General features: G+C 37.1%; 22 protein-coding genes. 10 read left to right on the top strand and 12 right to left on the bottom strand.

The features are described 5' to 3' along the window. The first annotated feature begins 64 nt into the window (after positions 1 to 64). Genes rsmA through JHT90_RS12385 form a run of 3 tightly spaced genes read left to right on the top strand, consistent with a single transcriptional unit; the run spans position 65 to position 2,084 of the window. Positions 65 to 874, top strand: coding sequence for a 16S rRNA (adenine(1518)-N(6)/adenine(1519)-N(6))-dimethyltransferase RsmA (gene rsmA, locus JHT90_RS12395; protein ID WP_201091450.1), 810 nt, complete (start codon positions 65 to 67; stop codon positions 872 to 874). A 2-nt stretch (positions 875 to 876) separates the two neighbouring features. After that, positions 877 to 1,257: a Co2+/Mg2+ efflux protein ApaG gene (apaG, locus tag JHT90_RS12390; RefSeq protein WP_201091448.1), complete on the top strand. Its 381-nt coding sequence runs from the start codon at positions 877 to 879 to the stop codon at positions 1,255 to 1,257. Beyond that, on the top strand, positions 1,257 to 2,084 hold the full coding sequence (locus JHT90_RS12385) for a symmetrical bis(5'-nucleosyl)-tetraphosphatase (protein WP_201091446.1): 828 nt from the start codon (positions 1,257 to 1,259) through the stop codon (positions 2,082 to 2,084). Before apaG ends, JHT90_RS12385 begins: the two co-directional genes overlap by 1 nt. A gap of 47 nt (positions 2,085 to 2,131) precedes the next feature. Here the strand turns inward: JHT90_RS12385 and ucpA are convergent, their stop codons facing one another. The 3 genes from ucpA to JHT90_RS12370 all read right to left on the bottom strand — a co-directional run bounded on the left by ucpA (position 2,132) and on the right by JHT90_RS12370 (position 5,188). Continuing rightward, the gene (gene ucpA / locus JHT90_RS12380) at positions 2,132 to 2,926 is read right to left on the bottom strand and encodes an SDR family oxidoreductase UcpA (protein WP_201091444.1); all 795 of its coding nucleotides are present in this window, start codon (positions 2,924 to 2,926) and stop codon (positions 2,132 to 2,134) included. A gap of 224 nt (positions 2,927 to 3,150) precedes the next feature. Beyond that, on the bottom strand, positions 3,151 to 3,678 hold the full coding sequence (locus tag JHT90_RS12375) for an ankyrin repeat domain-containing protein (protein WP_201091441.1): 528 nt from the start codon (positions 3,676 to 3,678) through the stop codon (positions 3,151 to 3,153). A 49-nt stretch (positions 3,679 to 3,727) separates the two neighbouring features. Next, complete coding sequence (locus tag JHT90_RS12370) at positions 3,728 to 5,188, bottom strand: catalase (RefSeq protein WP_236254126.1); 1,461 nt, start codon at positions 5,186 to 5,188, stop codon at positions 3,728 to 3,730. Positions 5,189 to 5,681: 493 nt separating this feature from the next. On the opposite strand from JHT90_RS12370, the gene JHT90_RS12365 reads away from it, so the two are divergent. Next, positions 5,682 to 6,758: a multifunctional CCA tRNA nucleotidyl transferase/2'3'-cyclic phosphodiesterase/2'nucleotidase/phosphatase gene (locus JHT90_RS12365; RefSeq protein ID WP_236254125.1), complete on the top strand. Its 1,077-nt coding sequence runs from the start codon at positions 5,682 to 5,684 to the stop codon at positions 6,756 to 6,758. 42 nt (positions 6,759 to 6,800) lie between these two features. Here the strand turns inward: JHT90_RS12365 and JHT90_RS12360 are convergent, their stop codons facing one another. From JHT90_RS12360 to JHT90_RS12320, 9 genes are all read right to left on the bottom strand, one after another. Beyond that, positions 6,801 to 7,313 carry a disulfide bond formation protein B gene (locus JHT90_RS12360; protein WP_201091432.1) on the bottom strand — a complete coding sequence of 171 codons (513 nt, stop codon included), beginning with the start codon at positions 7,311 to 7,313 and terminating at the stop codon, positions 6,801 to 6,803. Positions 7,314 to 7,437: 124 nt separating this feature from the next. Beyond that, a complete protein-coding gene (locus JHT90_RS12355) occupies positions 7,438 to 9,633 on the bottom strand; it encodes a YgiQ family radical SAM protein (protein WP_201091431.1) in 2,196 nt (731 codons plus the stop codon). 146 nt (positions 9,634 to 9,779) lie between these two features. Further along, positions 9,780 to 11,813, bottom strand: coding sequence for an LTA synthase family protein (locus JHT90_RS12350; protein ID WP_201091430.1), 2,034 nt, complete (start codon positions 11,811 to 11,813; stop codon positions 9,780 to 9,782). Positions 11,814 to 11,965: 152 nt separating this feature from the next. After that, the gene (locus tag JHT90_RS12345) at positions 11,966 to 13,321 is read right to left on the bottom strand and encodes a DUF58 domain-containing protein (RefSeq protein ID WP_201091429.1); all 1,356 of its coding nucleotides are present in this window, start codon (positions 13,319 to 13,321) and stop codon (positions 11,966 to 11,968) included. An 8-nt stretch (positions 13,322 to 13,329) separates the two neighbouring features. Then, entirely contained in the window at positions 13,330 to 14,337 is a 1,008-nt protein-coding gene (locus tag JHT90_RS12340; protein ID WP_379971752.1) for an AAA family ATPase, read from the bottom strand. 5 nt (positions 14,338 to 14,342) lie between these two features. Beyond that, positions 14,343 to 15,509, bottom strand: coding sequence for a DUF4350 domain-containing protein (locus JHT90_RS12335; RefSeq protein ID WP_201091425.1), 1,167 nt, complete (start codon positions 15,507 to 15,509; stop codon positions 14,343 to 14,345). After that, the gene (locus JHT90_RS12330; RefSeq protein WP_201091423.1) at positions 15,493 to 17,043 is read right to left on the bottom strand and encodes a DUF4129 domain-containing protein; all 1,551 of its coding nucleotides are present in this window, start codon (positions 17,041 to 17,043) and stop codon (positions 15,493 to 15,495) included. Before JHT90_RS12330 ends, JHT90_RS12335 begins: the two co-directional genes overlap by 17 nt. Then, positions 17,030 to 18,025: a stage II sporulation protein M gene (locus tag JHT90_RS12325; protein ID WP_201091421.1), complete on the bottom strand. Its 996-nt coding sequence runs from the start codon at positions 18,023 to 18,025 to the stop codon at positions 17,030 to 17,032. The genes JHT90_RS12330 and JHT90_RS12325 overlap by 14 nt, the downstream gene beginning before the upstream one ends. Continuing rightward, entirely contained in the window at positions 18,022 to 18,783 is a 762-nt protein-coding gene (locus JHT90_RS12320; RefSeq protein ID WP_201091419.1) for an RDD family protein, read from the bottom strand. The genes JHT90_RS12325 and JHT90_RS12320 overlap by 4 nt, the downstream gene beginning before the upstream one ends. 150 nt (positions 18,784 to 18,933) lie before the next feature. On the opposite strand from JHT90_RS12320, the gene sbcB reads away from it, so the two are divergent. The 6 genes from sbcB (at position 18,934) to JHT90_RS12290 (ending at position 24,039) form a co-directional block, all read left to right on the top strand. After that, positions 18,934 to 20,370: an exodeoxyribonuclease I gene (gene sbcB / locus JHT90_RS12315; RefSeq protein WP_201095885.1), complete on the top strand. Its 1,437-nt coding sequence runs from the start codon at positions 18,934 to 18,936 to the stop codon at positions 20,368 to 20,370. Between the two features lie 162 nt (positions 20,371 to 20,532). Continuing rightward, positions 20,533 to 21,384, top strand: a complete 852-nt coding sequence (gene purU, locus JHT90_RS12310) for a formyltetrahydrofolate deformylase (protein WP_201091417.1) — start codon at positions 20,533 to 20,535, stop codon at positions 21,382 to 21,384. Between the two features lie 182 nt (positions 21,385 to 21,566). Further along, positions 21,567 to 22,193, top strand: a complete 627-nt coding sequence (locus JHT90_RS12305) for a GspH/FimT family pseudopilin (protein ID WP_201091407.1) — start codon at positions 21,567 to 21,569, stop codon at positions 22,191 to 22,193. Then, positions 22,186 to 22,689: a type IV pilus modification protein PilV gene (gene pilV, locus JHT90_RS12300; protein WP_201091406.1), complete on the top strand. Its 504-nt coding sequence runs from the start codon at positions 22,186 to 22,188 to the stop codon at positions 22,687 to 22,689. The genes JHT90_RS12305 and pilV overlap by 8 nt, the downstream gene beginning before the upstream one ends. A gap of 17 nt (positions 22,690 to 22,706) precedes the next feature. After that, positions 22,707 to 23,480, top strand: a complete 774-nt coding sequence (locus JHT90_RS12295) for a PilW family protein (RefSeq protein WP_201091404.1) — start codon at positions 22,707 to 22,709, stop codon at positions 23,478 to 23,480. Between the two features lies 1 nt (position 23,481). After that, the gene (locus tag JHT90_RS12290) at positions 23,482 to 24,039 is read left to right on the top strand and encodes a hypothetical protein (protein ID WP_201091403.1); all 558 of its coding nucleotides are present in this window, start codon (positions 23,482 to 23,484) and stop codon (positions 24,037 to 24,039) included. Positions 24,040 to 24,133: the final 94 nt, after the last annotated feature.

Here is a 24,133-nt window from a genome sequence, read left to right as displayed (position 1 = left end):
GGGGTTTAGCAATAATTTGGCTTACAATAGATAGTTAAATTTATAATTTTAGGGCAAGGCATTAATGTCAGAGTTATTCCAACATCGTGCGCGTAAGCGTTTTGGTCAGAATTTTTTAAAAGATGCAGGCATTATTGACCGAATTCTACGGTCAATACATCCCCAAGCTAGTCAGCATTTATTAGAGATTGGACCAGGACAGGGTGCGCTCACAGCAGGATTATTAGCCAGTGGCGCACGATTGGATGTGATTGAGTTAGACCAAGATTTAATTCCTTTATTAAAGCTAAAGTTTGGTTTAAATCCATTATTTCATTTACATCAGGGGGATGCGTTAAAGTTTGATTTTAGTGCTTTAGTTTGCAATGGTAAGAAACTAAGAGTTGTGGGTAATTTACCATACAATATTTCTACGCCACTTATTTTTCATCTGTTGAGTCAACATGCTGTGATTGAAGATATGCATTTTATGCTACAAAAAGAAGTGGTGAAAAGAATGGCTGCGCAACCAGGCGGTGGAGATTGGGGGCGTTTAACCATCATGGTGCAGTATTTTTGTCAGGTTGAGCATTTATTTGATGTACCACCTGAATGCTTTACACCTGCACCTAAGGTAGACTCTGCGATTGTTAGGTTAGTACCTTATGAAACTCTGCCTTATCCAGCAAAAGACCATAAACTATTAGAATTGATTGTAAGAGAGGCCTTTAATCAACGTCGTAAGACCCTTAGAAATACCTTAAAACGCTTATTGACAATCGAGGCGATAGAGCAAGTTGGGGTTGATGGTAGCTTAAGACCAGAGCAATTAACATTAGCTGATTTTGTAAAATTAGCCGACCAACTTTTTTTATATCAACAACACGAGGGTTAATCATGAATTTAGCTGATTATCCTATCGAGATAACAGTGTTAACTGATTATTTAGTAGAGGATTCAGATCCACAAGATAATTATTATTTATTTGATTATCGTATTTCTATTCAAAATAAAGGTGATAAAACAGTCACTTTATTATCAAGACAGTGGGTTATTACCGATGGTAATGGCCATAAAAAAGAAGTTAAAGGGAGTGGTGTGGTAGGGGAACAGCCTTGTATTAAAGCAGGTGAAACCTTTGAGTATACGAGCAGTGCAAACTTTTCAACGCCTGTAGGTAGTATGTATGGTAAATATTCTATGCAAGTTGAAACAGGCGAGTTGTTTGACGCCCATATAGCCCCCTTTCGTTTAGCGGCACCAGGAGTATTGCATTAATGGCAGTCTATGCAATTGGCGATATTCAAGGGTGTTATGAGCCATTACAAAGGTTATTAGATGAAGTCAATTTCGATCCTGCAATTGACACTTTGTGGTGTGTTGGGGATTTGATAAATCGTGGTGCTAAATCCCTTAAAACATTAAAGTTTTTGTACAGTATTCGTAAAAGTGTAGTAACTGTTTTAGGTAACCACGATTTACATCTGATCGCCTGTTTTTACGATAACGCTAAAATTAAGAAGAATGACACCATTAAAGAAATTCTTGAAGCGAAAGAAGCCAAGGAGTTAATTAACTGGTTACGGCAACAACCCTTAGTTTATTTTGATCGTGATCGTAAAATAACCATGGCACATGCGGGTATTCCACCCTTATGGACGTTAGAGGATAGTTTGGCGCGTTCTGCTGAAGTGGAAGCGGTATTAAAAGACGATAAAAGAATACAAGGTTTTCTTGCCCATATGTATGGCAGTGAACCCGTCAACTGGAGTGAGTTGCTAACAGGCTATGAAAGGTTAAGGGTAATCACTAATTATTTAACCAGAATGCGTTTTTGTAAGGCTGATGGTACCATTGAGTTTAAGAGTAAAGAAGGTTTGGATAGTGCGCCAACGGGTTATATTCCTTGGTTTGAAATAGCTAATCGCAAAATGGCTGGACAACAGATTTTATTTGGTCACTGGGCAGCTTTAGAAGGTAGATGTGATGAGCCGAATGTCTATGCGCTAGATACAGGGTGTGTTTGGGGCAACTGCCTAACCATGATGGATGTAGATACTAAAGAAAAGTTTTCTACACAATGTTCGCCAAGAAAAAGAAAATAATAACTGTTAGCCAACTGTTTGTATAACAGTTGGCTTGATAGTAGCTATTAAACGCCTACTGCACCAAAACTTTCTGGCAATGTTGAACCGCCATCAATAACAATTTGGGTGCCTGTAATATAGCGTGATTCATCAGAGGCTAAAAAGGCAACCAAGTCACCTAATTCTTCAATAGTTCCTAAACGTCTCATTGGAATAGCCGCAGCAATACCATCTAACACACTTTGCGGATTGGTTTGATTACTTTCTAAGGCAATAGATTCCGCCATAGGGGTAGCAATATAACCTGGGCATACAGAGTTAACCGTAATATTTTTAGTAGCTACTTCCATGGCTAGCGCTTTAGTAAAGCCCCAGATGGCGGCTTTAGTAGTGGCATAAGCTGCTTCACCAGTATCAGCAACCATAGTGCCTGTTACTGAGGATAGATTGATGATTTTGCCATAATTAGCTTTTACCATATAGGGTAAAAATGCTTGAGTAACATTCCAAGTGCCTTTGATATTGATATCAAAAGTGCGATCTCTGATTTCATCTGAGGTTTCTAAAAAGGAAGCAATATGGCATACCCCAGCATTGTTAACTAGAATATCCACTTTCTGAAATTTGTTAATCACCGCTTCAGCTATTTCTTTAAGTATATTAATTTCACGTATATCAACGATATAGGCTTCAGCTTTAAAGCCTTGGTGGATTAAGTCATTAGCTGCTTGAATAACCGCTTCATTGTAATCTAATAAAATTACCGTAGCGCCATGTTTGGCCAATACTTGTGCAGTACCTAAGCCATTACCCATAGCCGCACCTGTAATCACTGCAATTTTATTTGCCAACTTACTCATAAAGAATTCCTTATTTTCAAGGGTGAATAAAATAATAGTCGATAGTTAGCTTGACTATATGTTAGATACTCAATAGAAAAACATCTAATGAAGTAAAAATAAATTCTACTTTCACTGTCTTTAGTATACCCCTATTTAAAATTCTCGCTATTAAATAGAGGTTGTAAAATTACTAACCGTGTTATTTTTTTGTATCTAAAAATAGCAATTTTTTATGTTTTAGATCAGTGGCGATTATTAATAATCTCACCTTTAGCAAGATTTTCTACAGCGTTGCCCATCTTATCTACTTTAGTTAAATCAGCACCTTTATTTTGTAATTCTGCGAGTATTTCCTGGCGTTTAAATAAGGCCGCATACATGGCTGGTGTTTGGTCCATATTATTGGTTTCATTTACATCACAGCCAGTGTTAGTGAGTAACTTCGCAATTTTAACTTCACCTTTAAAAATTGCACCCATAAGTGCAGTATTACCACGGTTGTCTTTTAAACAAGGATTAGCCCCTGCTTCTATAAGATATTTTACCGCGTCATAATGGCCGTTATAGGCACTTAAAATAATCGCGCTATAACCTTTACTGTCTTGTTTATTGAGATCATATTTAGCATTCACAAATTCCTCTAACATTTCTATATTGCCAGTTCGAGCTGCTTGCCAATAATAATTATCAATTTGGGTTTTAATATCCTGTTGGTTATCTGCTAACACGTTATTTGCAAATAGTACAACTAATAAAATTAAGTATTTCATTTATTCACCTTAAAAAAATCCAACACAAATGTGTTGGATTTTAATTAACTTAATCTTCAAGTTTAGCCGTTAACTCTTTTACTTTAGCTAGATCGCCTTTAGCAATTTGAGTAACACGCGTACCATAATCAGCATCTGCTTTGTAGAAGTAAGACAGCATAGTATTTTTTACCTCAGGGGTAGAAGTTGATAATGCAGTACCTAAGCTATTAACCAAATCAGTTTTTTCTTTATCACTGTAAGAGCGATAGAGTTCACCAGTTTGTTTAAAGTTTTGCTGTTTATAAATCTTAGTTTGTACTGTTGTACCTTGTAATGGTGTTTGTACTGACATTGCAGAAGGCATAACTTGGGTGTCCACTAAATGACTAGGATAGTAATTAACCCCTTTATTATTTGTATGACCATGGTTTGAATAACCATCTTGGTTATTATTATTGACTTCAGCACGTGCTTTGTTAATAGGTAAGCTTAAGCCATTAACACCAACACGATACATTTGCGTATCAGCGTAGGAGAATAAACGACCTTGTAGCATTCTATCTTCAGAAGGCTCGATACCTGCTACTAAATTGGCTGGCGCCATTGCTACTTGTTCTGTTTCTTGGAAGTAGTTAGCTGGGTTTTTATTTAATACCATTTGGCCAATTTTAACTTTCTCTATAGTTGGCCATTCTTTGGTAGCGTCTAAAGGATTGAACTCAAATTTATCTAAATCCTCTGGCTTAAGTACTTGGATATATAAATCCCATTTAGGGAAATCACCCTTATTAATAGCGGCTACTAAATCATTGGTCATATGGCTATAGTCTCTACCTTGAGTTTCTTCCACTTGTTTAGGATCAAGATTTTTCATCCCTTGTAGTGGCACCCAATGTAGTTTCACGTAATGTACTTCATTTTTAGCATTAACAAATTTATAAGCATGTACACTGCTACCACGCATATTGCGATAAGTGGCTGGTGTACCTTCGTTAGAATAGAGTAATGTTAAGGTATGAATAGATTCTGGTACATGTGAGAAGAAATCAAAACGACGTGCCTCATCATCTAAATTACTTCTGGGATCTGGTTTAAAGGCATGTACCATATCTGGGAATTGGATAGCATCACGGATAAAGAAAGTAGGGAAGTTATTACCTACTAAATCCCAGTTACCTTCGGTGGTATAAAATTTTGTGGCAAAACCACGTGGGTCACGTAATGTTTCTGGAGAATGATTACCATGTACTACGGTAGAGAAGCGTACAAAGACAGGTGTTTTACTGCCTTTTTTAAAGAGTGCAGCTTTAGTTAAGTTAGAAATATCAGCCGTAGCAGTAAACTCTCCATGTGCACCTGCTCCACGTGCATGCACGACACGTTCAGGGATACGTTCCCTATCAAAGCGTTGTAATTTTTGGATAAGTTGTACATCCTGTAGTAACACAGGGCCATTTACCCCTGCTGTTTGTGAGCTAACATTGTTACCCACAGCTGCACCATTATCACGTGTTAACGTTGCTGCCATCGCTTGTGTCGCAAGCACAGAAGATATTACGATGGAAACAATTGTACCCTTTCTAGTTATTTTCATGCATACCCCTTAATCTATAAGATCAAAAAATAAATTAATTTTTACTATAAGAAATTAGTTTTTAATTAATTTCTTCTGAAAGGGTATGGCATCTTGAATAGCTTTAAAAATTAAATTTATTTATGTAATAAATTAGAATTTTCAATCATATAGCTTTAAATCTGGAATAGCAGGGGGAAAATAGGTTTTTACAATAAGCACTACGACTTTAGTATGATTGCTTGTTCTGTAACAGGTTGTTTTATAAACTTTAATATAATTAACTTGTATTTAATAAAAATTCTCACTATAACTAACCTAAGTTTTATTATAGTGCTGTGGTTATAACTACTGCTAAAGAGCAGTAGAAAGGATAAATGTGAAAGATAAATTAGTTGTTTATAAAGTTGGTGGTGCTGTTCGTGATAGGTTGTTAGATCAACCTGTAATGGATACTGACTGGGTAGTGGTGGGTGCTACCGCTGAGGATATGTTAGCGCGAGGGTATCAACCTGTAGGTGCTGATTTTCCAGTGTTTCTTCATCCTAAAACAGGCGAGGAATATGCGTTAGCACGTACTGAGCGGAAAAGTGGTAAAGGCTATGGTGGCTTTACTTTTTTTACAGACCCTACCGTTACTTTACAACAAGATTTAGCACGAAGAGATTTAACGATTAATGCCATTGCTGAAGATGAACGGGGTAATTTATATGATCCCTACAATGGTCAACAAGATATTGAAAATAGAATCTTACGCCATGTTTCAGCCGCATTTATTGAAGATCCATTAAGGGTTCTAAGAGTCGCGCGCTTTGCTGCACGCTATGCTAATTTAGGTTTTACTATTGCAGAAGAAACCTTAGCATTAATGACAACCTTAAGCACCAGTGGCGAGTTAGATGAGCTAACTGCTGAGCGGGTGTGGAAAGAGTTTTCACGTGCATTAATGGAACCTAGCCCAGAGGTTTTTTTACAAGTTCTGCAACAATGTAAGGCTTTACCTGTACTACTTCCTGAGTTGGTAGATTTACCTTTAGTTGAACGTGTTTTAAAGCAAGCGGCTATTGAACAAAAACCGTTAGTAGTACGTTGGGCTTGTTTGATGATTCCCCAAGCTTTAGCGGGTAATTTAAATAGTATTAAAGCGATTAATCAACGCTTTAAAGTACCCAATGATTGTAGTGATTTAGCCCTATTAACAGGGCAATATTTAGTGATGTGTCAGCAAAGTTTAACTCAATCGGCTGATGATTTATTAAATCTATTGCAACGAACAGATGTTTTACGTCGTCCTGAACGTTTATCATTATTATTAGAGGTTTGTGTATTATTAGCCAAAGTGACAGGGCAGCTTGATAATGAACAAGACTATCTGCCAAGCCAACTTTTGAAAGAAATAGCAGAGGCTGTACGCGCTGTAAAACCACAGCCATTTATTGCTAAGGGATTACAAGGAATTGCTTTGGGTGAAGCATTAACAGAAGAAAGACTGAAAGCAATCAGCCAAGTGAGCGCGCGTTATTAAAAAAAGCGTTAATTCATACTGTATGATTAACGCTTAACTGATTTAGTTAAATAGAATCCGTAACGAGTTACTTCTAACAAGTTGAAAGATGAGGACAATGGTAATGGCGCTGAATAATATAATACCCCAGTAAGGTAACTCAATACCTAAGACCTCGCCTTGAAATAAACCACATTCGGATGTTCCTTGGAAGGCTTTTAAAATGGCTTCAAAAAAGGGGTTATCTTCAAAAATACTTTCAATAGTAGTAGGTAGGCAACCCGAATTATCTGGGTTAAATTTAAGCCATATTTGACGACCTGCTGCAACAATGCCAAGTATTGAGAAAATTAAACCTAAGAATGCATAGATGCGTCGTCCCACACTTTGTGGATTATGAATAAAGCCAATAAAGCAAATAATCCCTACTGCAGCAAATAGTACACGTTGCACCCAACATAGCACGCACGGCTCCATATGGTGAACATATTCCAGATAAAAGGCATAACCTAGGCTAGCAGCACAGGCTAGGAAAATCATAAAGAAAATAAAGCGCGAGTTTAATAATGATTTCATAGGGGTAATGCCCTTTTTAACAGTGATTATTAATTAAATAATACGATATTAGCAGTATAACATTTAACTAAATCAACTCACTAGCTAGGTGAGTTTTTTGTGATCTATTTCTATTAACCTCTAATTATTTTCTTTTAGGTGACTTTTTGATTGCTTTTAATCCCTGTTGGCGGGGAGGTAACCCTGTGTGTTGCGTTAATATAGATTGTTTGGCCTTATTACCATGACTAGGGGTTGAGTTTTTACGCCTAGGGCTCTGATAACCAGACGTTTTAGGTTGATGGGTTGGAATAAGTTGATGTTTACCCTCACCAATTAAATCAGCACGTCCCATCCGTTGTAACGCTTCTCTTAACAGGGGCCAGTTATTTGGGTCATGATAACGTAAGAAAGCCTTATGCAAGCGACGTTGTTCTTCACTTTTGGTGATAAATACTTTATCACTCTTATAGGTCACTTTATGTAATGGATCTTTGCCTGAGTGATACATGGCGGTGGCAGTAGCCATTGGTGACGGATAGAAAGCTTGTACCTGATCGGCTCTAAAGCCACGACTTTTTAACCAAAGAGCAAGGTTCATCATGTCTTCATCAGTTGTACCAGGATGCGCTGCAATAAAATAAGGGATAAGGTATTGTTCTTTATCCGCTTCTTTACTGTACTTATCAAACATTTCTTTGAAGGTATCATAAATCCCTATGCCAGGTTTCATCATTTTACTTAAGGGGCCTTGTTCAGTATGCTCAGGCGCGATTTTTAAGTAACCACCAACATGATGAGTGACTAGTTCTTTAACGTATTCAGGTGATTTTACAGCGAGATCATAACGTAAACCTGAGGCAATCAATATTTTCTTAATACCTTTAAGTTCTCGGGCATGACGATACAATTGAATTAATGCTGAGTGATCGGTATTCAGATTGCCACAAATGCCTGGATAAACACAGGAAGGCTTACGGCAAGCGGCTTCGATTTCACGACTTTTGCAGGCTAAACGATACATGTTGGCGGTAGGGCCACCTAAATCAGAAATAACCCCTGTAAAACCTGGCACTTTATCACGTATGTCTTCAATTTCTTGAAGAATAGATTCTTCTGAGCGATTTTGAATAATCCGCCCTTCATGTTCGGTAATTGAACAGAAAGTACAGCCACCAAAACAACCACGCATGATATTGACTGAAAAACGAATCATCTCATAGGCTGGTATTTTAGCTCCCTTATAAGATGGATGGGGTAATCTGGCATAAGGTAAACCAAATACATAGTCCATCTCTGGGGTAGTTAACGGAATAGGCGGTGGATTAATCCATACATCCATATTATCGTGTTTTTGAACCAATGCTCTAGCATTTCCTGGGTTGGTTTCTAAATGCAATATACGACTGGCATGAGCATATAAAACAGGGTCATTACGTACTTTCTCAAAAGAGGGTAAACGAATAACGGTTTTTTCTCTGGTGAGGGTAGGGTTGGGTAATATAGTGACTGCTTGAGTTTGTTCAGTATCTATCGGCGTATGTTGGCCTTTTTGCTGTTCAATTGCGCATGCTTCTAACTCTTGAGTAGATACATAGGGATTGATAATTTTATCCACTTTACCAGGGCGATCAATGCGTGTTGAATCTATTTCATACCATCCTTCTGGGGTATGGCGTTGAATAAAAGCAGTGCCTCTAATATCTGTCATGCTCGCTACGGATTCACCACGGGAAAAACGTTGTGCTATTTCGCAAATAGCCCGTTCAGCATTACCATAAACCACTAAATCAGCAGTGGCATCCACTAATATTGAGCGACGTACATTGTCTTGCCAATAATCATAGTGAGCAATACGACGTAATGAGGCTTCAATGCCACCCAAAATAACAGGTACATCTTTGTAGGCTTCTTTACAGCGTTGGCTATATACTAAGCTAGCACGATCTGGTCTTTTACCTGCTTCTCCTCCTGGCGTATAGGCATCATCAGAGCGGATACGACGATCGGCAGTATAGCGATTAATCATCGAGTCCATATTACCCGCTGCTACACCATAAAATAGATTAGGCTTACCTAATCTCATAAAGTCATCTTTAGCATGCCAGTCAGGTTGAGCGATAATACCTACTCGAAAGCCTTGCCCTTCTAAAACTCGACCAATAATAGCCATACCAAAAGAGGGATGATCGACATAGGCATCGCCTGTGACGAGGACAATATCACAGGAATCCCAGCCAAGCTGATCCATTTCTTCACGGCTCATAGGGAGATAAGGTGCAATGCCAAAGCATTCAGCCCAGTATTTTGGGTAATCAAAAAGAGGAGTAGGTGTGCGCATGAGAATATAGGCTAAACAGGCTAACTATAAAGGTTATTACTATAGCATGTTCAGTAAGTAATAACGGTACTTTTCAAAGAGTAATTGTAAATCAAACCGTTTAATAACTCCACTAACAATAAGGTTAGTGGAGTATTTGGATAATATTATTTATCCGATTGAGCGGCTTCGGCACCTGCTGTATTTTCTAATAAACTCTGGGTAGCCATTTGAATATAAGCTTCAAGTTCAGGCTTTAAGCTATTTAGTAACTGTTGATCATTCAATAAAGTGGCTGAAGGTTTAGCCCCTAATTGATAGTGATACAGTTTTGGCTCCATTTCACTTGGACGAATTAGGATTTCATTGCCTTTAATAAGAGCGACTGTTTGGTCACTGCCAGAGGGCTTAATAATACCAAAACCTTTATCACCTTCAGGAAGATTTAATAAGTCACGTCCCCAACATTGATGGCGAACATCGCCGCCTAAACGACCCATAATAGTAGGAACAACATCCACTTGCGTGCCAACAGTCGTATTGGTTTTACCAAACTTCTCTTGAACCCCTGGTGCAATTAACAGTAACGGTACATTAAAGCGGAACATATCCATATCGGTTAATTGCATAGGGCTACCAAAGCCATGATCGCCAACAATAACAAACAGTGTGTCGTTGTAATATGGAGACTGTTTCGCTTTTTCAAAGAATTGACCTAATGCCCAATCAGAATAACGCATGGCGGTTAAGTGTTCATTTTGTGAACCTTGATCTGTTACAGGCTCAACAGGTAAATTCTTTGGTAAGGCATAAGGCGTGTGGTTAGATAAACTTTGTAATAGCGCATAGAAAGGCTTACCTTGTTTGGCTAGTTTATCTAACTCCTCATTACCACGGGCAAACATGTCTTGGTCAGATACACCCCATGTTGGGTCTGAGAAAACAGGGTTTACATAGTCATTACGACCAATAAAAGTAGTCATGCCTTGGTTGCTAAAGAAACCACTTTGGTTATCCCATGCAAAATCTCCATTGTAGACATAAACATCGTTCATATCACGAATGGAGAGTAGTTGCGGTAAACCAGAGAACTTATTATTCCCCTCAGGTTCTTGCATTAGTGTTTCAAAGGCTGGTAGGTTAGGGAAACAAGCCATTGTGGCAAACATACCTTGGTGGGTATGAGTACCATTTGAGAAAAACTGAGTAAATAACAAGCCTTCTTGGGCTAATTTATCAAAGTTTGGGGTTATATGGTTTGGATCACCTAACACACCTGTATAACGACCTGCGAAACTTTCCATTAAGATCACTACCACATTCTTAATGGGTAATGTTTTTTCAGCGTTTGGTTGATAGTCACGACGAATGACCGCTTTATTAGCTTCCACTAAGGTATCACTAGGCGTTAGTAACATAGTACGAACGATTTGTTGTGCTTGCTCTGGTGGCATGGTCGCTTTCCAGATTGTATTGCGACTTCTTACATTACGCGCAGCATCAATCAATGATAATGTACCATTTAAACCTAATTGGTTAGCAAAAGGTGAGTCTGTGGTATACGCATCACCCCAACGTAATGGTGAACCTTGGCGTAAAGTGCCACGTCCAACTAAAGTAATAACTGCGGCACAAATAACAAAAATAATCAGGTGTACATAAAAAGGGTATTTTTTGCTCTGTTCTGAACGGGTAATACGGTCAATTAATTTAAAAATAAACCAAATAATAGCCGTGATAATAGCCCAAGCAAGCATATATTTGACGACAGGATAGCCATACCAAATCATACTCAGTACAGTTTTAGGATCTTCGCGAATATATTGGAAAACTAGGCTATTTAAACGTTGATGAAATTCATGGTAGAAATCTAATTCTAAAACACCTAAAAAGATAGCAATACAAGCTGCTATGGTAAGCCATAAACGCTGTACAAACCGCCAACCCATCACTGGTCTGCAAAGAAAGGTAAGGCCTATGGGAATCATCATAAAGGCTACCATTTTGCCATCAAAACGTAAGCCGTTAATAAATGCTTCGATAAAGGTACTGGTAGGTGTATCACCTACTAGTTCGTGATTGTATTGGAATAGGGCATAGCGTAATAAGCTATAAACTATCATTAACACTAATGCAGAGAGTACAAAAAAACCTAGTTGCTGTAGCGCACTAGGTGTACCAAGTGATTTATTCTGTTTCATTATGGTTTTAAACTTTTAGTTAAACGTGAAATTGAGGCAGTATAATACAAATGTAAATGTCAATAAAATGTCAAAAAAAATTATTTAATTGTAAATTTATTTGAGTGTACATTAGAAGTGTTCAATGGTGGTAAGTTCCTGACAATAAAAAATTAAAGAGCACCCGAACGTTTTAAAGATAGATAGTGGCTAACCAATTGTGGGCCAAACTGCTTAGGAACTACATCTAAAATAGGCAATTGGTATGCTATTAATCTGTCATGGAGTTGGTTACGGTTAAGTAGTTGATGGATATTTCCACAATAGGTTAAGGCATCATCAAAGTCATTAATAGGCTGTTGTGAAATATCGTCACGAATTTCTTCACGCATACTCGCTATCAGCACTTTATGATAACGACTCAATTGTTTAAATGCGGCGATAGTTTCTGCGTTTTCTGAATAGCGTAAGTTTGTAATTACAATCACTAGCGCACGGCGTTGAGTTTTACTCAGTAGTTTTTGTACCGCTATATTATAGTCGGCAGGCGTTTGAGTACATTTAATATTGTAGACTGCATTTAACAGTGTATTTAGTTGTAAGTTACCTTTGGCTGGTTTTATAAATAATTCTTTATCTGCACCAAAGGTAGCAAGACCAACTGCATCGCCTTGTCTAAGGGCTACATAGCTAAGTAATAGCGAAGCGTTAAGTGCATGGTCAAAATGAGCAAGCTGATCGTCCTGTAAACGCATACGCTGTCCACAATCTAGTAAAAAGATGATATGTTGATCTCGTTCATCTTGATACTCTTTAGCAATAGGTGCTTTTTTGCGAGCAGTGGCTTTCCAGTCTATTTGCCGTAATGTATCGCCTTCTCGAAAATCGCGTAGTTGGTGGAAATCTTGCCCTAAACCACGTCTAGGTTTTGGACGCACACCTAAATAGTAAATCCATTGTTCAATGGTAGTGATATTGGAGTCAAACAGCTTGGTAAAGTCTGGGTATACATGGCTGTCATTGGTTACGGGGACAATACGACGTTGTTGCCATAATTGCCATTGGCTCGTCATCGTTAGTTCACAACTTTCCCAAAAAAAGTGACCGCGTTGTAATGGTTTAATGGTGTATTTCAATAGGTATTTACCATTAGCTAGCAGTTCTAATGTATGGGGTAGTTGTTTAAAGTCTATGGCTTCTGGTGAATAGTCATAAACGATCAAGGGTAAAGTGTTATTTTGTTGATTACTGATAAGTAAACTAACCTCTTGCCAACGATTTAATGATAGGTAAGGAGGTAGTTGCCTTTCTATAAGGGGAGTGGTTACTTTTTTAAAACTCGCTATATCAGCCACTACAAAAAATATAAAGACTAATAAAGCAATTAGCCATACTTGATAGTAGTTGCTTGGCACATTAACGTTCATAGCTCTTAAACTTTCTAAGAGGGCTATAATAGCCATAAAAACTGCTAGCGTAATAACAAGAGGTTTAGCAGGTTTTAATAACTGTCGGCTAGTTGCTGGCATGTGTTTACTCACAGTCTAGGGGCTGCAACTTGATCAATGATCTGGTTAAGCACTTGATCGATGGTTGCGCCTTCAATTTCCATAGCAGCACTGAGCTTTATTCGATGACGTAAAGTAGGTAGTACACACCCTTTGATATCATCTGGAATAACGAATTGACCGCCTCTTATAAGGGCTCTTGCTTTTCCTGCTTGAATCAATGCAATAGAAGCACGTGGGCCAGCACCAATAGCTAGATTATGGTGGTCGCGGGTTGCTCTGACTAAGCGAACTGCATAATCAATAATTTGTTCATCAACAGGAATATTTTTGGTGATTTGCTGTAACGCTAAAATATCTTTAGGCTGTACTAATTGTTGTAAAGGCTTTACTTCCAACATATCCGCTTGCGCTGACTGGGTAACTTGTTTTACCAGTAGTGATTCTTCATTATGAGCAGGGTAATTGATATTAATTTTAAACATAAAGCGGTCAAGTTGCGCTTCTGGTAGCGGGTAAGTTCCTTCTTGCTCAATAGGGTTTTGTGTCGCTAATACCATAAATGGTTGTGGTACTGGCAACGATTCACCTTCAAGCGTTGCTTGACGCTCTTGCATCACTTCTAGTAATGCTGATTGTGTTTTGGCAGGGGCGCGGTTAATTTCATCGGCTAATAGTAAGTTAGTAAAAATAGGGCCTTTACGTAGTTTAAATTGCTCTGTTTTTATATCATAAATAGCATGGCCTGTGACATCACTAGGCATTAAGTCTGGAGTAAATTGAATACGGGCAAATTGGCCGTTAAAGCATTGCGCTAAGGCACGCACTAATAGAGTTTTACCAAGACCAGGTACACCTTCAAGTAATACATGACCATTCGCTAGTAACACGATAATAGTCTGATCAATAATGTCCTCTTGACCTACAATCGCTTTTTGTAGTTCTTGGCGTAATCTTTGCACAAAGTTGTGAGCATTTTGTAGATTGCTATCAGGTTGTGGTGTAGCTGCTATTGCAGGGTTTTGGTATTTTGTCATGTCTGTCATAGTGTATTCCTGATTGCTTGGAGGGCAGTAACTATATCGATAAATTCAAGTTTAGAAAGTTTCTGTTGATCTGTTATCCCCATTACTTGAGAGATTGTTGCAATTGGGTGTTGGGTTAATTTACTCAGTAGATGGTGTTGCTCATCAATAGGTAGGTCATCAAAACGAGGATGACGCTTTTTAGCAAGGTAGTTAATATCCTGTTGTAGAATTGCAATAAGTTGCGTTGCCCCTATTTTCTTATATAAAAAATTGGCTTGTGCTGAAAGTTGTTCAGGTAAACGACGGCGGTTTCTACTAAACAGTGCTTCCAAGGGGCCAGAGCGCATTCCTTTATACCACAGCACAGCAATAATTAATAAGATAAGTGCCAGTAAAGTATAGGGAAAATGTTTAAACAAGTTTACAAAAAAATTAGGATGTTCTGTTTGTGTTTGTGAAAAAGAATTGTAAACCAGTACAACATCATTGCCTGTTGTTAAATAGCGTAGTAACCATGCGTGATCATGTTGTTCAATAGATTTATTTTTCCATAAATTAGCATCTGAAATAACAGTGATTCTTCCTTTATGATGGGGGAGTTGTAGGATATGAGTATTATCCTTGTCGTCATTCGCCCAAAGTGTAGCCTTGTTGTCTGTGTTGATTAAAGCATAGTAAGGAAGAAAATTTAAAGTAATAGGTGTTGTTTCATTTTCAATATAAAGTTTAGTAGGTAATTCTTTATCAGGATTATCCATTTTTAATATGGCTAGTTCTATGCCTAGGTCATTAAGTAAAGGGTCAGTAATAGCGTTTTTTCTGTAATCTTTGTTGTGGTTAATTTCAACAATAAGCTGTCCGCCATTACTCACCCAGTCAAGAATCTTTTTATTCTGGGGTGGCGTTAAATGGCTATGTTCTCCCAGTAACAAAACGGTTTGCTTAGTGGTTGGTAATTTATCAAAAAAATTAAGGTGTTTTCGGCTAGTAACTTTTTGCTTGTTCGCTGTTAAAAAGTGTTCAGCAGCAAGATAAGGGTTAGTTCTTACTTTATAAGGCTTAGGTTTAACAATGATTGTTGTATAACTTTCAGTATTAATATAAATATAGCCAATAACAAGGGTTAATAAAAGAAAGAAGATAACAAGTAGCAATATCATTCCCCTAGAGAGTCTTCTCATGGGTTGCCTCCTTGTCGTTAAATTGCATTAATGTCTGCCAACCTGTGATTAATACTTGTTTTTGTTCAGGCTGAATAGGATAGTGGCCATAGGCCATGAGTAACCATTGATTAGTTAGGTTTTGGGTAAATTCTGTTACAGCGGATATTTGTGTTTGTTTTGTTAAGGAAACGATTTCACCTTCTGTGTGGGAACTTTTTAAAGGTATTTGATACTGATGGACTAAATGGCTTAATAATCCACGGTATAGCAAACTAAGTGCTTGACGTGTTTGCCCCTGTTGCCAGAGTCGTTCAAATTCTTCCACGATATTAGTTGGTAGACTTTCTGGAGTGATCGCTAAACCAAATAACTTTTCAGGAGGTGTAACAACTTTTTGGTATTTCTTTGTGATTGAAAGATGTTTAACAAATAGCCAAACAACTAGCAGTACAACGAAAATAACAAATGCCCAAATAACAATTTTAAAAAAATCCAATGACAACCAAGCTAGCCCATTAAATGATGAGGATTCTGTAGTAGAAGGTTTTGGTGGTGATGTGGGATCATTAATCCAGCGCAATCTTGTTTGTTCCTCCTGCTCATAAAAAGGAGGTGATTTTAAAATCTGTTCTATTTGCTGCTTATCTGTCTCGCGTTGCAGTTGTGTATCTGTAGCATGTTGTTTGTTTAATGGCTCAGCTTGCAAGTGACTAGGATAACCAATGAACAAAACTAAACAGCCACTAAGCAATAAGATAGAAAGCGTTTGTGCTAGACGATGGCTAAGACGTTTAAATGATAATTCAATATCCCATGCATCCATACCAATTCGGCGATTTAAATATAAACAAAAACCACAGGAAACATACAGGGGTTCTGTAATAAGCAGTACTAATGTATAAAAAAAGAAATAGGCATGTATTTGCCAAAAGGGTAATTGATCCATCAATATTGTTTCAGCTGTATAGTCTTGAGTAGGTAAAATGCTAGGTGTACTACTGGTTAACATATAGACCAATGTTAATAGGGTAGTAATTAATATCCCTTCAATATTAATAAATAATAAGGTTAATAGGCCTGCTCTGTTATTACCTAAGTGTAAGTTTCTTAAGCGTTGCTTTCTTGCTTTACCTCTAAACATTTCTAGTTGGCTAACAGGTAGCTCAAAACTTCTTGCTAGTTTAAAACGGCGTATTGTTAAATCAGCAAGCGTATTATTTTTTAAACTCTTTAACCAAAACTTTAATGTCTCGCTTAATGTAGGAACTTGTCCAAAAACTGCATTGGATAAGATATACAGGGGAATTCGATCAAAAATAGGTTTTAACCACCAAAAAACGATAATAGGTAATATGGGGATTTCCCATGTATCGATAGTTATAACAGGGGCTTGCCAAAAAATAACTGTTAATAAACAAAAAATAGGTAATGTGACTATTGCCCAAGAAGTTATTAATAGTAAACCATGACGGCGAGCCAGTAGAATACCAAGATCAATTGATTCCCAAGCACTGCGAGGACGTATTTCAATGGTGGTATCAGTTAGTTTCATGGCTTTGCCTTGTTTTTCCAGTAAACAGGAAATAACTGATAACAGCTATCCATAGCAGGATACCTACCGCAAATCGTAAATGCGAAGCGCTATTCATGGATGACCAATACGCCTCAATAAAAGCAGCAATAAGCAACATGATAAATGCGCCAATTACCAAATTTATAGCAGTTTTAGCGGTATACCGTAATGCTTCTAATCTCGTTTTACGTTGTGGTATAAGAATTGCCAAACCCAGTTTTAAGCCAGCTGCTGCCGCAATAACAATAGCTGTTAACTCGAATGAACCATGTCCAATAACAAAAGGCCAAAAAGTATCAGCGTAACCGTTTACACTAAGATGAGTAGCTACAATACCAATAATAATACCGTTTATTAGAAGGTAATATAACGTTCCTAGGCAAAAAATAATTCCGCCTGCAAAGGTAACAAAGGCAATACTGATATTATTATTAATATAGTAAGCAAACATAAACCAATTTTCATCACCCTCTCTAACAAGAGGTCTAATTACCTGAGAGGACGGATCATACATACTTTCAAGATCATAAATATCATTAGTTGACATGAAAACGTAGATAAAATCGGGAAAATAGAAAGTAATCAAAGCGCTTACTAGTGCAGAGCCATAGAATAAAGCTGTGGCAGTAAGAATAAGCTTCTTTTCTTGTCTAATGCACTGTGGAAAATCTCTGATAATAAATTGAATAATACGTAGCCAAAAATTACTGCGATGTTGATAAAGAACTCGATGTCCTCTTTGCACAAGTTGTTGTAAATAATTTATAAGCGTTGGACTGTAGTATCTTGATTCAGCAATGGCAAGATGTTGACAGATACTTTGATAGCTTTCTGGGAAATTAATATCCTCTTGTTTTGCGGCAGCTAATTGCTTTTTATTACCTGTTTCCAAACGATCAAGCTGACTAGCAAAATCAAGCCATGTTTGCCGATAATGGTTTTCAAAGGTATGTTGTCTCAAGACTCTCTCCTTAAATGAGAGGACTCTTGTGCACCGATAAGGTATTGTGCAATTTGGTATAGCTTATGTTCCATCTGCTCATCTTTTAGGTTGAAGTGCTGACTTAATATATTGGCAAGCTCTTGGCGACGTTCAGTTGATAGGGTTTGACGTCGTTCTGCATAGGCTATAATAATTTGTTGTTCTTCTTGGGTAAGCGGAAACGGGCAAGGTGAAGCAACAATATCAGGTAATGGTTGTGGCTTAAGGTGTTCTTCATTATAGACCACTAAGGTACCTGCCGCTAAATCACCCAATCGTTTAAATTCTTTATTACTTAAACCAACAAGAAGGCCGACAGCATAGCTAAAAGAAGGTAGTAGATCAACCGCTCTTAATAAGTTTCTAAGTAATGAGGCTGTCCAACCAACAGGTGTGCCATCATCATGAATAACGCGAATATTACAAAAGCGTTTACCTAGTGATTGTCCTTTGTTCAATACTTCCAATAATACAAAGTACCACCAAACCATAATAAATGACAAAATAAGAAATAAGCCACCAATATAGTTGATAATTGCCATGCCATTAAAGTCAAGCAGTGTTATTAAAAAAAAGACAATAGCTGAAAAAATACCAAAAATAATGAATTGAAAGATAACATCTATTAGTAATGCTAATGAACGTATCATTGGGCTGGCAGGACGAAAAACTAAATTAATACCCTCAGGTGTTTCTATTTTGTAAAGTGTATCTAATTTAGCTAGTTTATGGTTCATGCTAATACAAAATCCCTTATACAATAACTCATCATGGTAGCTGAAATATTGTAACAACCTTTTATTAATTATTTATGAATAATTAATATGCTTAAAAATACTGATAAAATCAAGTAATCTGTTATGGAAAATAATGAAAATGAGCAAAATATGACAACTAGCATTTTTTGGTATGATTTTGAAACAACAGGAATTAATCCGCGAGCTGATAGACCTTTGCAAGTGGCTGGTATTAGAACAGACCTAGAGTTTAATGAAATAGCAGAGCCTATTAATATCTATTGTCAATTAAGTGAGGATATTTTACCCCATCCTCAGGCTTGTTTAGTCACAGGGATTACTCCAGATATTTTATTGGAGAAAGGTGTCAATGAAGCCACTTTCTTTCAACGCTTATATCAGGAGATATCTTTACCACAAACATGCACCGCAGGTTATAACAGTATTCGTTTTGATGATGAAGTAACCCGCTATGGCCTTTATCGTAATTTTTATGATCCTTATGCGAGGGAATGGCAGGGGGGTAATAGTCGTTGGGATATTATAGACCTATTAAGAACAACCTATGCACTTCGTCCAGAAGGTATTGTATGGCCGCAACAAGAGGGTAGAATATCGTTACGCTTAGAACTATTAACAACAGCAAATGGTATTCAGCATGAGCAGGCCCATGACGCTTTATCAGATGTAAGAGCAACAATAGCATTAGCTAGATTAGTAAAAGAAAAACAACCTCAACTTTATAAGTATTTGTTTAATCTGCGTTTTAAAAAAGAAGTGCAAACTAAAATTAATTTATTAAAGCCAATGGTGCATATTTCGGGTCGTTTCTCTGCTGATCGTCACTATTTGTCGGTTGTTTTACCTTTAGCATGGCATCCTGTTAATAAAAATGCGGTTATTGTGTGTGATTTACAAAAAGATATTACGCCATTATTAACATTAAATGCTGATGAAATTGTTCAATATCTATACACTAAATACGAAGAATTACCAGATGATATTCCTCCAATTCCCCTAAAACTTATTCATATCAATCGTTGCCCTGTTATTGCCCCTATGGGTGTGTTAAGAGAACAAGATATTGAGCGTTTACAATTGGATGTGGCTGCTTGCTTGCAGCAAGCTGCGCAATTGGTTGATTCACAACCTTTATGGCAAAGTAAATTAATGGAGGTTTATAGTAGCGAGGGTAAGCAGTTTGCAGAGACTATAGATGATCCTGAACAGCAGTTATATGCTGGGTTTTTATCAGAACGTGATAAAAGGCTTTGTGATCATATACGGCAATCAAACCCAGCGAGGCTTATTGATGAAATGGGGCATTTTGAGGATGGGCGTTTGCCAGAGTTATTGTTTCGCTATCGAGCTAGAAACTATCCTAATACACTGAACAAGGAAGAACAAATACAATGGCATCATTTTTGTAAAGCACGTTTACAAGATATTAGTAAAGGAGCGCCTATTACCCTTGAGCAGTTTAACAGCGCATGCCAAGAATTATTTGATAATAGTGATATACAGCAACAACAAATCTTAACACTATGGCAAAATTACATAGCTTATTTAGAGCAAAAATATTTATAAATTAAAGGTTTAATAATGGCAAATTCTTTATTTAAGACAGTAATATACATGTCTGCATATCTTTTTCAAAAAAACTATTTTATTAATAACCTCACTTAACTTAATGGACTAAGTGCAATATACAACTTACAATACCCGCCGTTGTAGACTATGGGAGTGTTTATGAATACCTTTCGGTTGGTAATTTCTTGTCCTGATGGGATTGGTATTGTAGCTAAAGTAAGTGGGTTTTTAGCTACCTATAATGGTTGGATTCTGGAAGCAAACCACCATTCAGATTTAGCAAATGGCCAGTTTTTTATGCGTCATGTGATTCAAGCAGAATCTTTACCTTTTGATTTAGATGGTTTTAAACAGGCTTTTGCACCTGTCGCTGACCAGTTCAAAATGACTTGGCAGGTAACAGAGTCTAATCAAAAGAAAAAAGTGGTGTTAATGGCCAGTAAAGAGTCACATTGTTTAATTGATTTACTGTATCGTTGGCATAGTAATGAGTTAGATTGTGATATTGTGGGTGTTATTTCCAATCATAATGACTTGCGGAGTATGGTTGAATGGTATGGCGTACCTTATCATCATGTACCTGTAGATGCTAATAATAAACAAGAGAGTTTTGCTAAAGTTACTCAATTAATAGAAGACTACAAGGCTGACTGTATTGTTTTGGCAAGGTATATGCAAATTCTGCCACCTTCGCTGTGTCAACATTACGCCCACCAAATTATTAATATTCATCATAGTTTCTTACCTTCTTTTGTTGGGGCAAAGCCTTATCACCAAGCAGCTCAACGCGGTGTGAAACTGATAGGTGCAACCTGCCACTATGTGACAGAAGAATTAGATGCAGGACCTATTATTGAGCAAGATGTAGTACGTATATCTCATCAACATAGCATTGAGGACATGGTAAGATTAGGAAGAGATGTAGAAAAAATGGTATTGGCAAGGGGGTTGCGTTATCACTTAGAAGATCGAGTGTTAGTGCATGAAAATAAAACTGTCGTTTTTGCATGATTTGCATAGCAAAATATTTTTAAAATGTGATATTTAGCAAATCTAGAGGGTTTGTTCGTTGCATTAGTAATGGTTTTGTAAATAATGGTAATAAGTGAAATTTTATACTATTTATTGGTGGGCTGACGTGTTGAGTGTTAGTTAATTTATGGATAAATAACCAACAAATTAAGGTTCATAATATGAAAATTTTTAAAGAAAAGGGTTTTACAGCTTTAGAACTAATGATGGTGATAGTGATTGTGGCGGTATTGACAGTTATAGCTGTACCTAATTTTTCTAGTGTGTCAAAGAAAAATGCTATAACTGCTACAACAAATGAGTTAGTAGGCTTGCTTCAGTATGCAAAGACAGCAGCAGTTACACATAATAATCCAGTAATTGTTTGTCCATTTACTCAAGATTCAGATGAGTATGTATGTGAAGATGATTTCACAAAGAGTAAAAAGATAGGTGTTTTTCTTTATGCAAGTCCTATAAAAGATCGGCTTCGAGAGATGACTCTTGCAAACTCAATAGTTATAACCAATAGAAGCACTGGAAGTTTAGGTAAGGTTATAGCGTTTTACCCAGATAGTAGCTCAGCTATCCATGGTATACCTGATTCATTTGTTAAATATAATGATAATGGAGCTTATGTTCCTTCCACAGGTTTGACATTAAATAAGGATTATTTTCCAAAGGGAGCAGGGACTGTTAAATGGAAGATAACAGCTAAAACAAGTGCTGCCACTGAAAAGTGTAATGTTATGAATGTTTCTGCCATTGGGCAAAGTAGAGTAGAACAGGAGAGCTGCAGTAATGATTAAGGTAAATACTCAGCGTGGCTTTAGTATATTAGAAGTATTAATTGCTTTCGTTATTTTAGTTATTGGCATATTAGGTGCTTCTATTTTAATTATTCGTAGTTCGCAAGTTAATGTGAAAGCTTATGAAACAGAACAAATAGCATTAATGGCTAATACTTTTATTGAAAAGATAAGAGTAAATCCTACCAATATAGATGAATACCTTAAGAAAGTAGGTTCAAAAAAATCAGCGTGCCAAGGACTAGGAAAATGGTGTAGTGGTGCTGATATGGCAGTAAATGATATTTATAATTTTAATGAGCAAATTAGTGGATTAGCTGTTCAAAATGTTACATGGGATCTAGAACTGTCGAAGTCAGATATCATGGGTGTCCCCGACAATAAACGTTACAAGCTTTCTATTACATGGGATACGGCAAGAGAGCTAGGCCAAGCTTCTGACTCATCAACAGTAGGTAGCTACTACAGTTATTTTATTGTTAATACAGCATTATAATATTAAGTGGGACTTTTATGAAAAGTTTTTTACAGGTAAAGCAAAATGGATTTTCTCTTATTGAGCTAATGATAGCCTTATTACTAGGGATGATCTTATTGCTAGGTGTCACCCAAGTGATGATCTCATCTTCATCTTTAGGTACTACTACCAATAATTTATCCGTTAACCAAGATAGAGCAAAAACAGTGCTGGATTTATTGGGCTCAGAAGCTGGTAGGGCTGGCTATAATGGTTGTAGTGCTGGGGGAGAGATAGGTTGGTCAGGAAAAAATACTGATGAACATAGAAAGCGTTCTTTTGCCGTTGTGCCATTAAAGACGCCTGTTGGGGTTATGTTTGCATATGGTATAGATGAGAAATTTGCTCAATCAGGTGAAACACAATTGACAGCTGAGGATTGTTTTGGCCGAAAACTCTACTATCGTAATATGGTATATCAAAATTGTGGTGATACTTATCCAGAAGATCTTTGTATTCAAGGTAGGAGTGTTGCAACATCAAATAATTTTGATTTAGTTAATGATCGTATTGAAGGAGTCCGCATAGAAAAAATAGTGCTGACACTCCAGAATGATACTGGAGAGTTTAGCGAAGTTACTATTGGGACTGGTGGAGATACTAATTATGATGATACGAATATGAGTAATCTTGTAAATCTACAGGCAGCGAAATTAATAACTTTTTATATTAATGTAAAGACAGCAGCAGGTTCAGGAACTGAGAAACATGAAGCCTTTACAGCTGTTCAAAGAAGTTACTCAGCTACTTATAGATTGAGGAATTTATAATATGTGTAAATTAACTAAAAGCAAACAACAAGGCTCCACTTTATTAGTAGTGTTAATGTTGTTGTTAGTAATGATGGTATTGGCTTTATCTGTGGCTGCGAATAGTACCTCTCATGCTGTGATAACCAATAATAGTGTTTTACAAAAGCAAGCTTATCAAGCGGCATCATCTGGTTCAGACGTTTTATTAGAACTAATGAATACAGATGCAACTGTTGTTACAAGCTTACGTACTAATTTATGTTCAAGTGGTTTTGACCAGCAATTTAGAACCCATGCTTCTGACAATTCAACGATTATAAATGTTGTCGAAAGTGTATTAGATGAGCCAAACGATAGGAGACGTATAACTTCGGCATGGTTTGCCTGTGTTCCTGCCGTTGGAAATGATGCGGCTATTGTGACTTGTGGAGCTAATAGCAAGGACTGTATTGCTGTTGTTATTACAGGTATTGCTTGCCCTGCTGGAACAGATGTCACAAATAACCAAGCGAGAGAAAATGCTGGATGTGTTGTTAGCCGACATTTACAAACCTATGCTGTAACAGGTAGTAAATAAGATATTGTAATTCATCACAAATTAAAGAATTAGTAGTTGAGTATAAAGAGTATTTTTAGTAGTTTGATATAAATTAGATAATATTAATATATAA

Source organism: Entomomonas asaccharolytica (genome assembly GCF_016653615.1).
Taxonomy (GTDB): domain Bacteria; phylum Pseudomonadota; class Gammaproteobacteria; order Pseudomonadales; family Pseudomonadaceae; genus Entomomonas; species Entomomonas asaccharolytica.
Note: the sequence above shows the minus strand (reverse complement) of the source record. Positions and strands in the feature narration are given on the sequence as shown.

Coding starts and splice junctions, on each gene's coding strand:
- rsmA (WP_201091450.1), top strand. CDS start 65: ATGTCAGAGTTATTCCAACATCGTGCGCGTAAGCGTTTTGGTCAGAAT.
- apaG (WP_201091448.1), top strand. CDS start 877: ATGAATTTAGCTGATTATCCTATCGAGATAACAGTGTTAACTGATTAT.
- JHT90_RS12385 (WP_201091446.1), top strand. CDS start 1,257: ATGGCAGTCTATGCAATTGGCGATATTCAAGGGTGTTATGAGCCATTA.
- ucpA (WP_201091444.1), bottom strand. CDS start 2,926: ATGAGTAAGTTGGCAAATAAAATTGCAGTGATTACAGGTGCGGCTATG.
- JHT90_RS12375 (WP_201091441.1), bottom strand. CDS start 3,678: ATGAAATACTTAATTTTATTAGTTGTACTATTTGCAAATAACGTGTTA.
- JHT90_RS12370 (WP_236254126.1), bottom strand. CDS start 5,188: ATGGCAGCAACGTTAACACGTGATAATGGTGCAGCTGTGGGTAACAAT.
- JHT90_RS12365 (WP_236254125.1), top strand. CDS start 5,682: ATGGATACTGACTGGGTAGTGGTGGGTGCTACCGCTGAGGATATGTTA.
- JHT90_RS12360 (WP_201091432.1), bottom strand. CDS start 7,313: ATGAAATCATTATTAAACTCGCGCTTTATTTTCTTTATGATTTTCCTA.
- JHT90_RS12355 (WP_201091431.1), bottom strand. CDS start 9,633: ATGCGCACACCTACTCCTCTTTTTGATTACCCAAAATACTGGGCTGAA.
- JHT90_RS12350 (WP_201091430.1), bottom strand. CDS start 11,813: ATGAAACAGAATAAATCACTTGGTACACCTAGTGCGCTACAGCAACTA.
- JHT90_RS12345 (WP_201091429.1), bottom strand. CDS start 13,321: ATGCCAGCAACTAGCCGACAGTTATTAAAACCTGCTAAACCTCTTGTT.
- JHT90_RS12340 (WP_379971752.1), bottom strand. CDS start 14,337: ATGACAAAATACCAAAACCCTGCAATAGCAGCTACACCACAACCTGAT.
- JHT90_RS12335 (WP_201091425.1), bottom strand. CDS start 15,509: ATGAGAAGACTCTCTAGGGGAATGATATTGCTACTTGTTATCTTCTTT.
- JHT90_RS12330 (WP_201091423.1), bottom strand. CDS start 17,043: ATGAAACTAACTGATACCACCATTGAAATACGTCCTCGCAGTGCTTGG.
- JHT90_RS12320 (WP_201091419.1), bottom strand. CDS start 18,783: ATGAACCATAAACTAGCTAAATTAGATACACTTTACAAAATAGAAACA.
- sbcB (WP_201095885.1), top strand. CDS start 18,934: ATGACAACTAGCATTTTTTGGTATGATTTTGAAACAACAGGAATTAAT.
- purU (WP_201091417.1), top strand. CDS start 20,533: ATGAATACCTTTCGGTTGGTAATTTCTTGTCCTGATGGGATTGGTATT.
- JHT90_RS12305 (WP_201091407.1), top strand. CDS start 21,567: ATGAAAATTTTTAAAGAAAAGGGTTTTACAGCTTTAGAACTAATGATG.
- pilV (WP_201091406.1), top strand. CDS start 22,186: ATGATTAAGGTAAATACTCAGCGTGGCTTTAGTATATTAGAAGTATTA.
- JHT90_RS12295 (WP_201091404.1), top strand. CDS start 22,707: ATGAAAAGTTTTTTACAGGTAAAGCAAAATGGATTTTCTCTTATTGAG.
- JHT90_RS12290 (WP_201091403.1), top strand. CDS start 23,482: ATGTGTAAATTAACTAAAAGCAAACAACAAGGCTCCACTTTATTAGTA.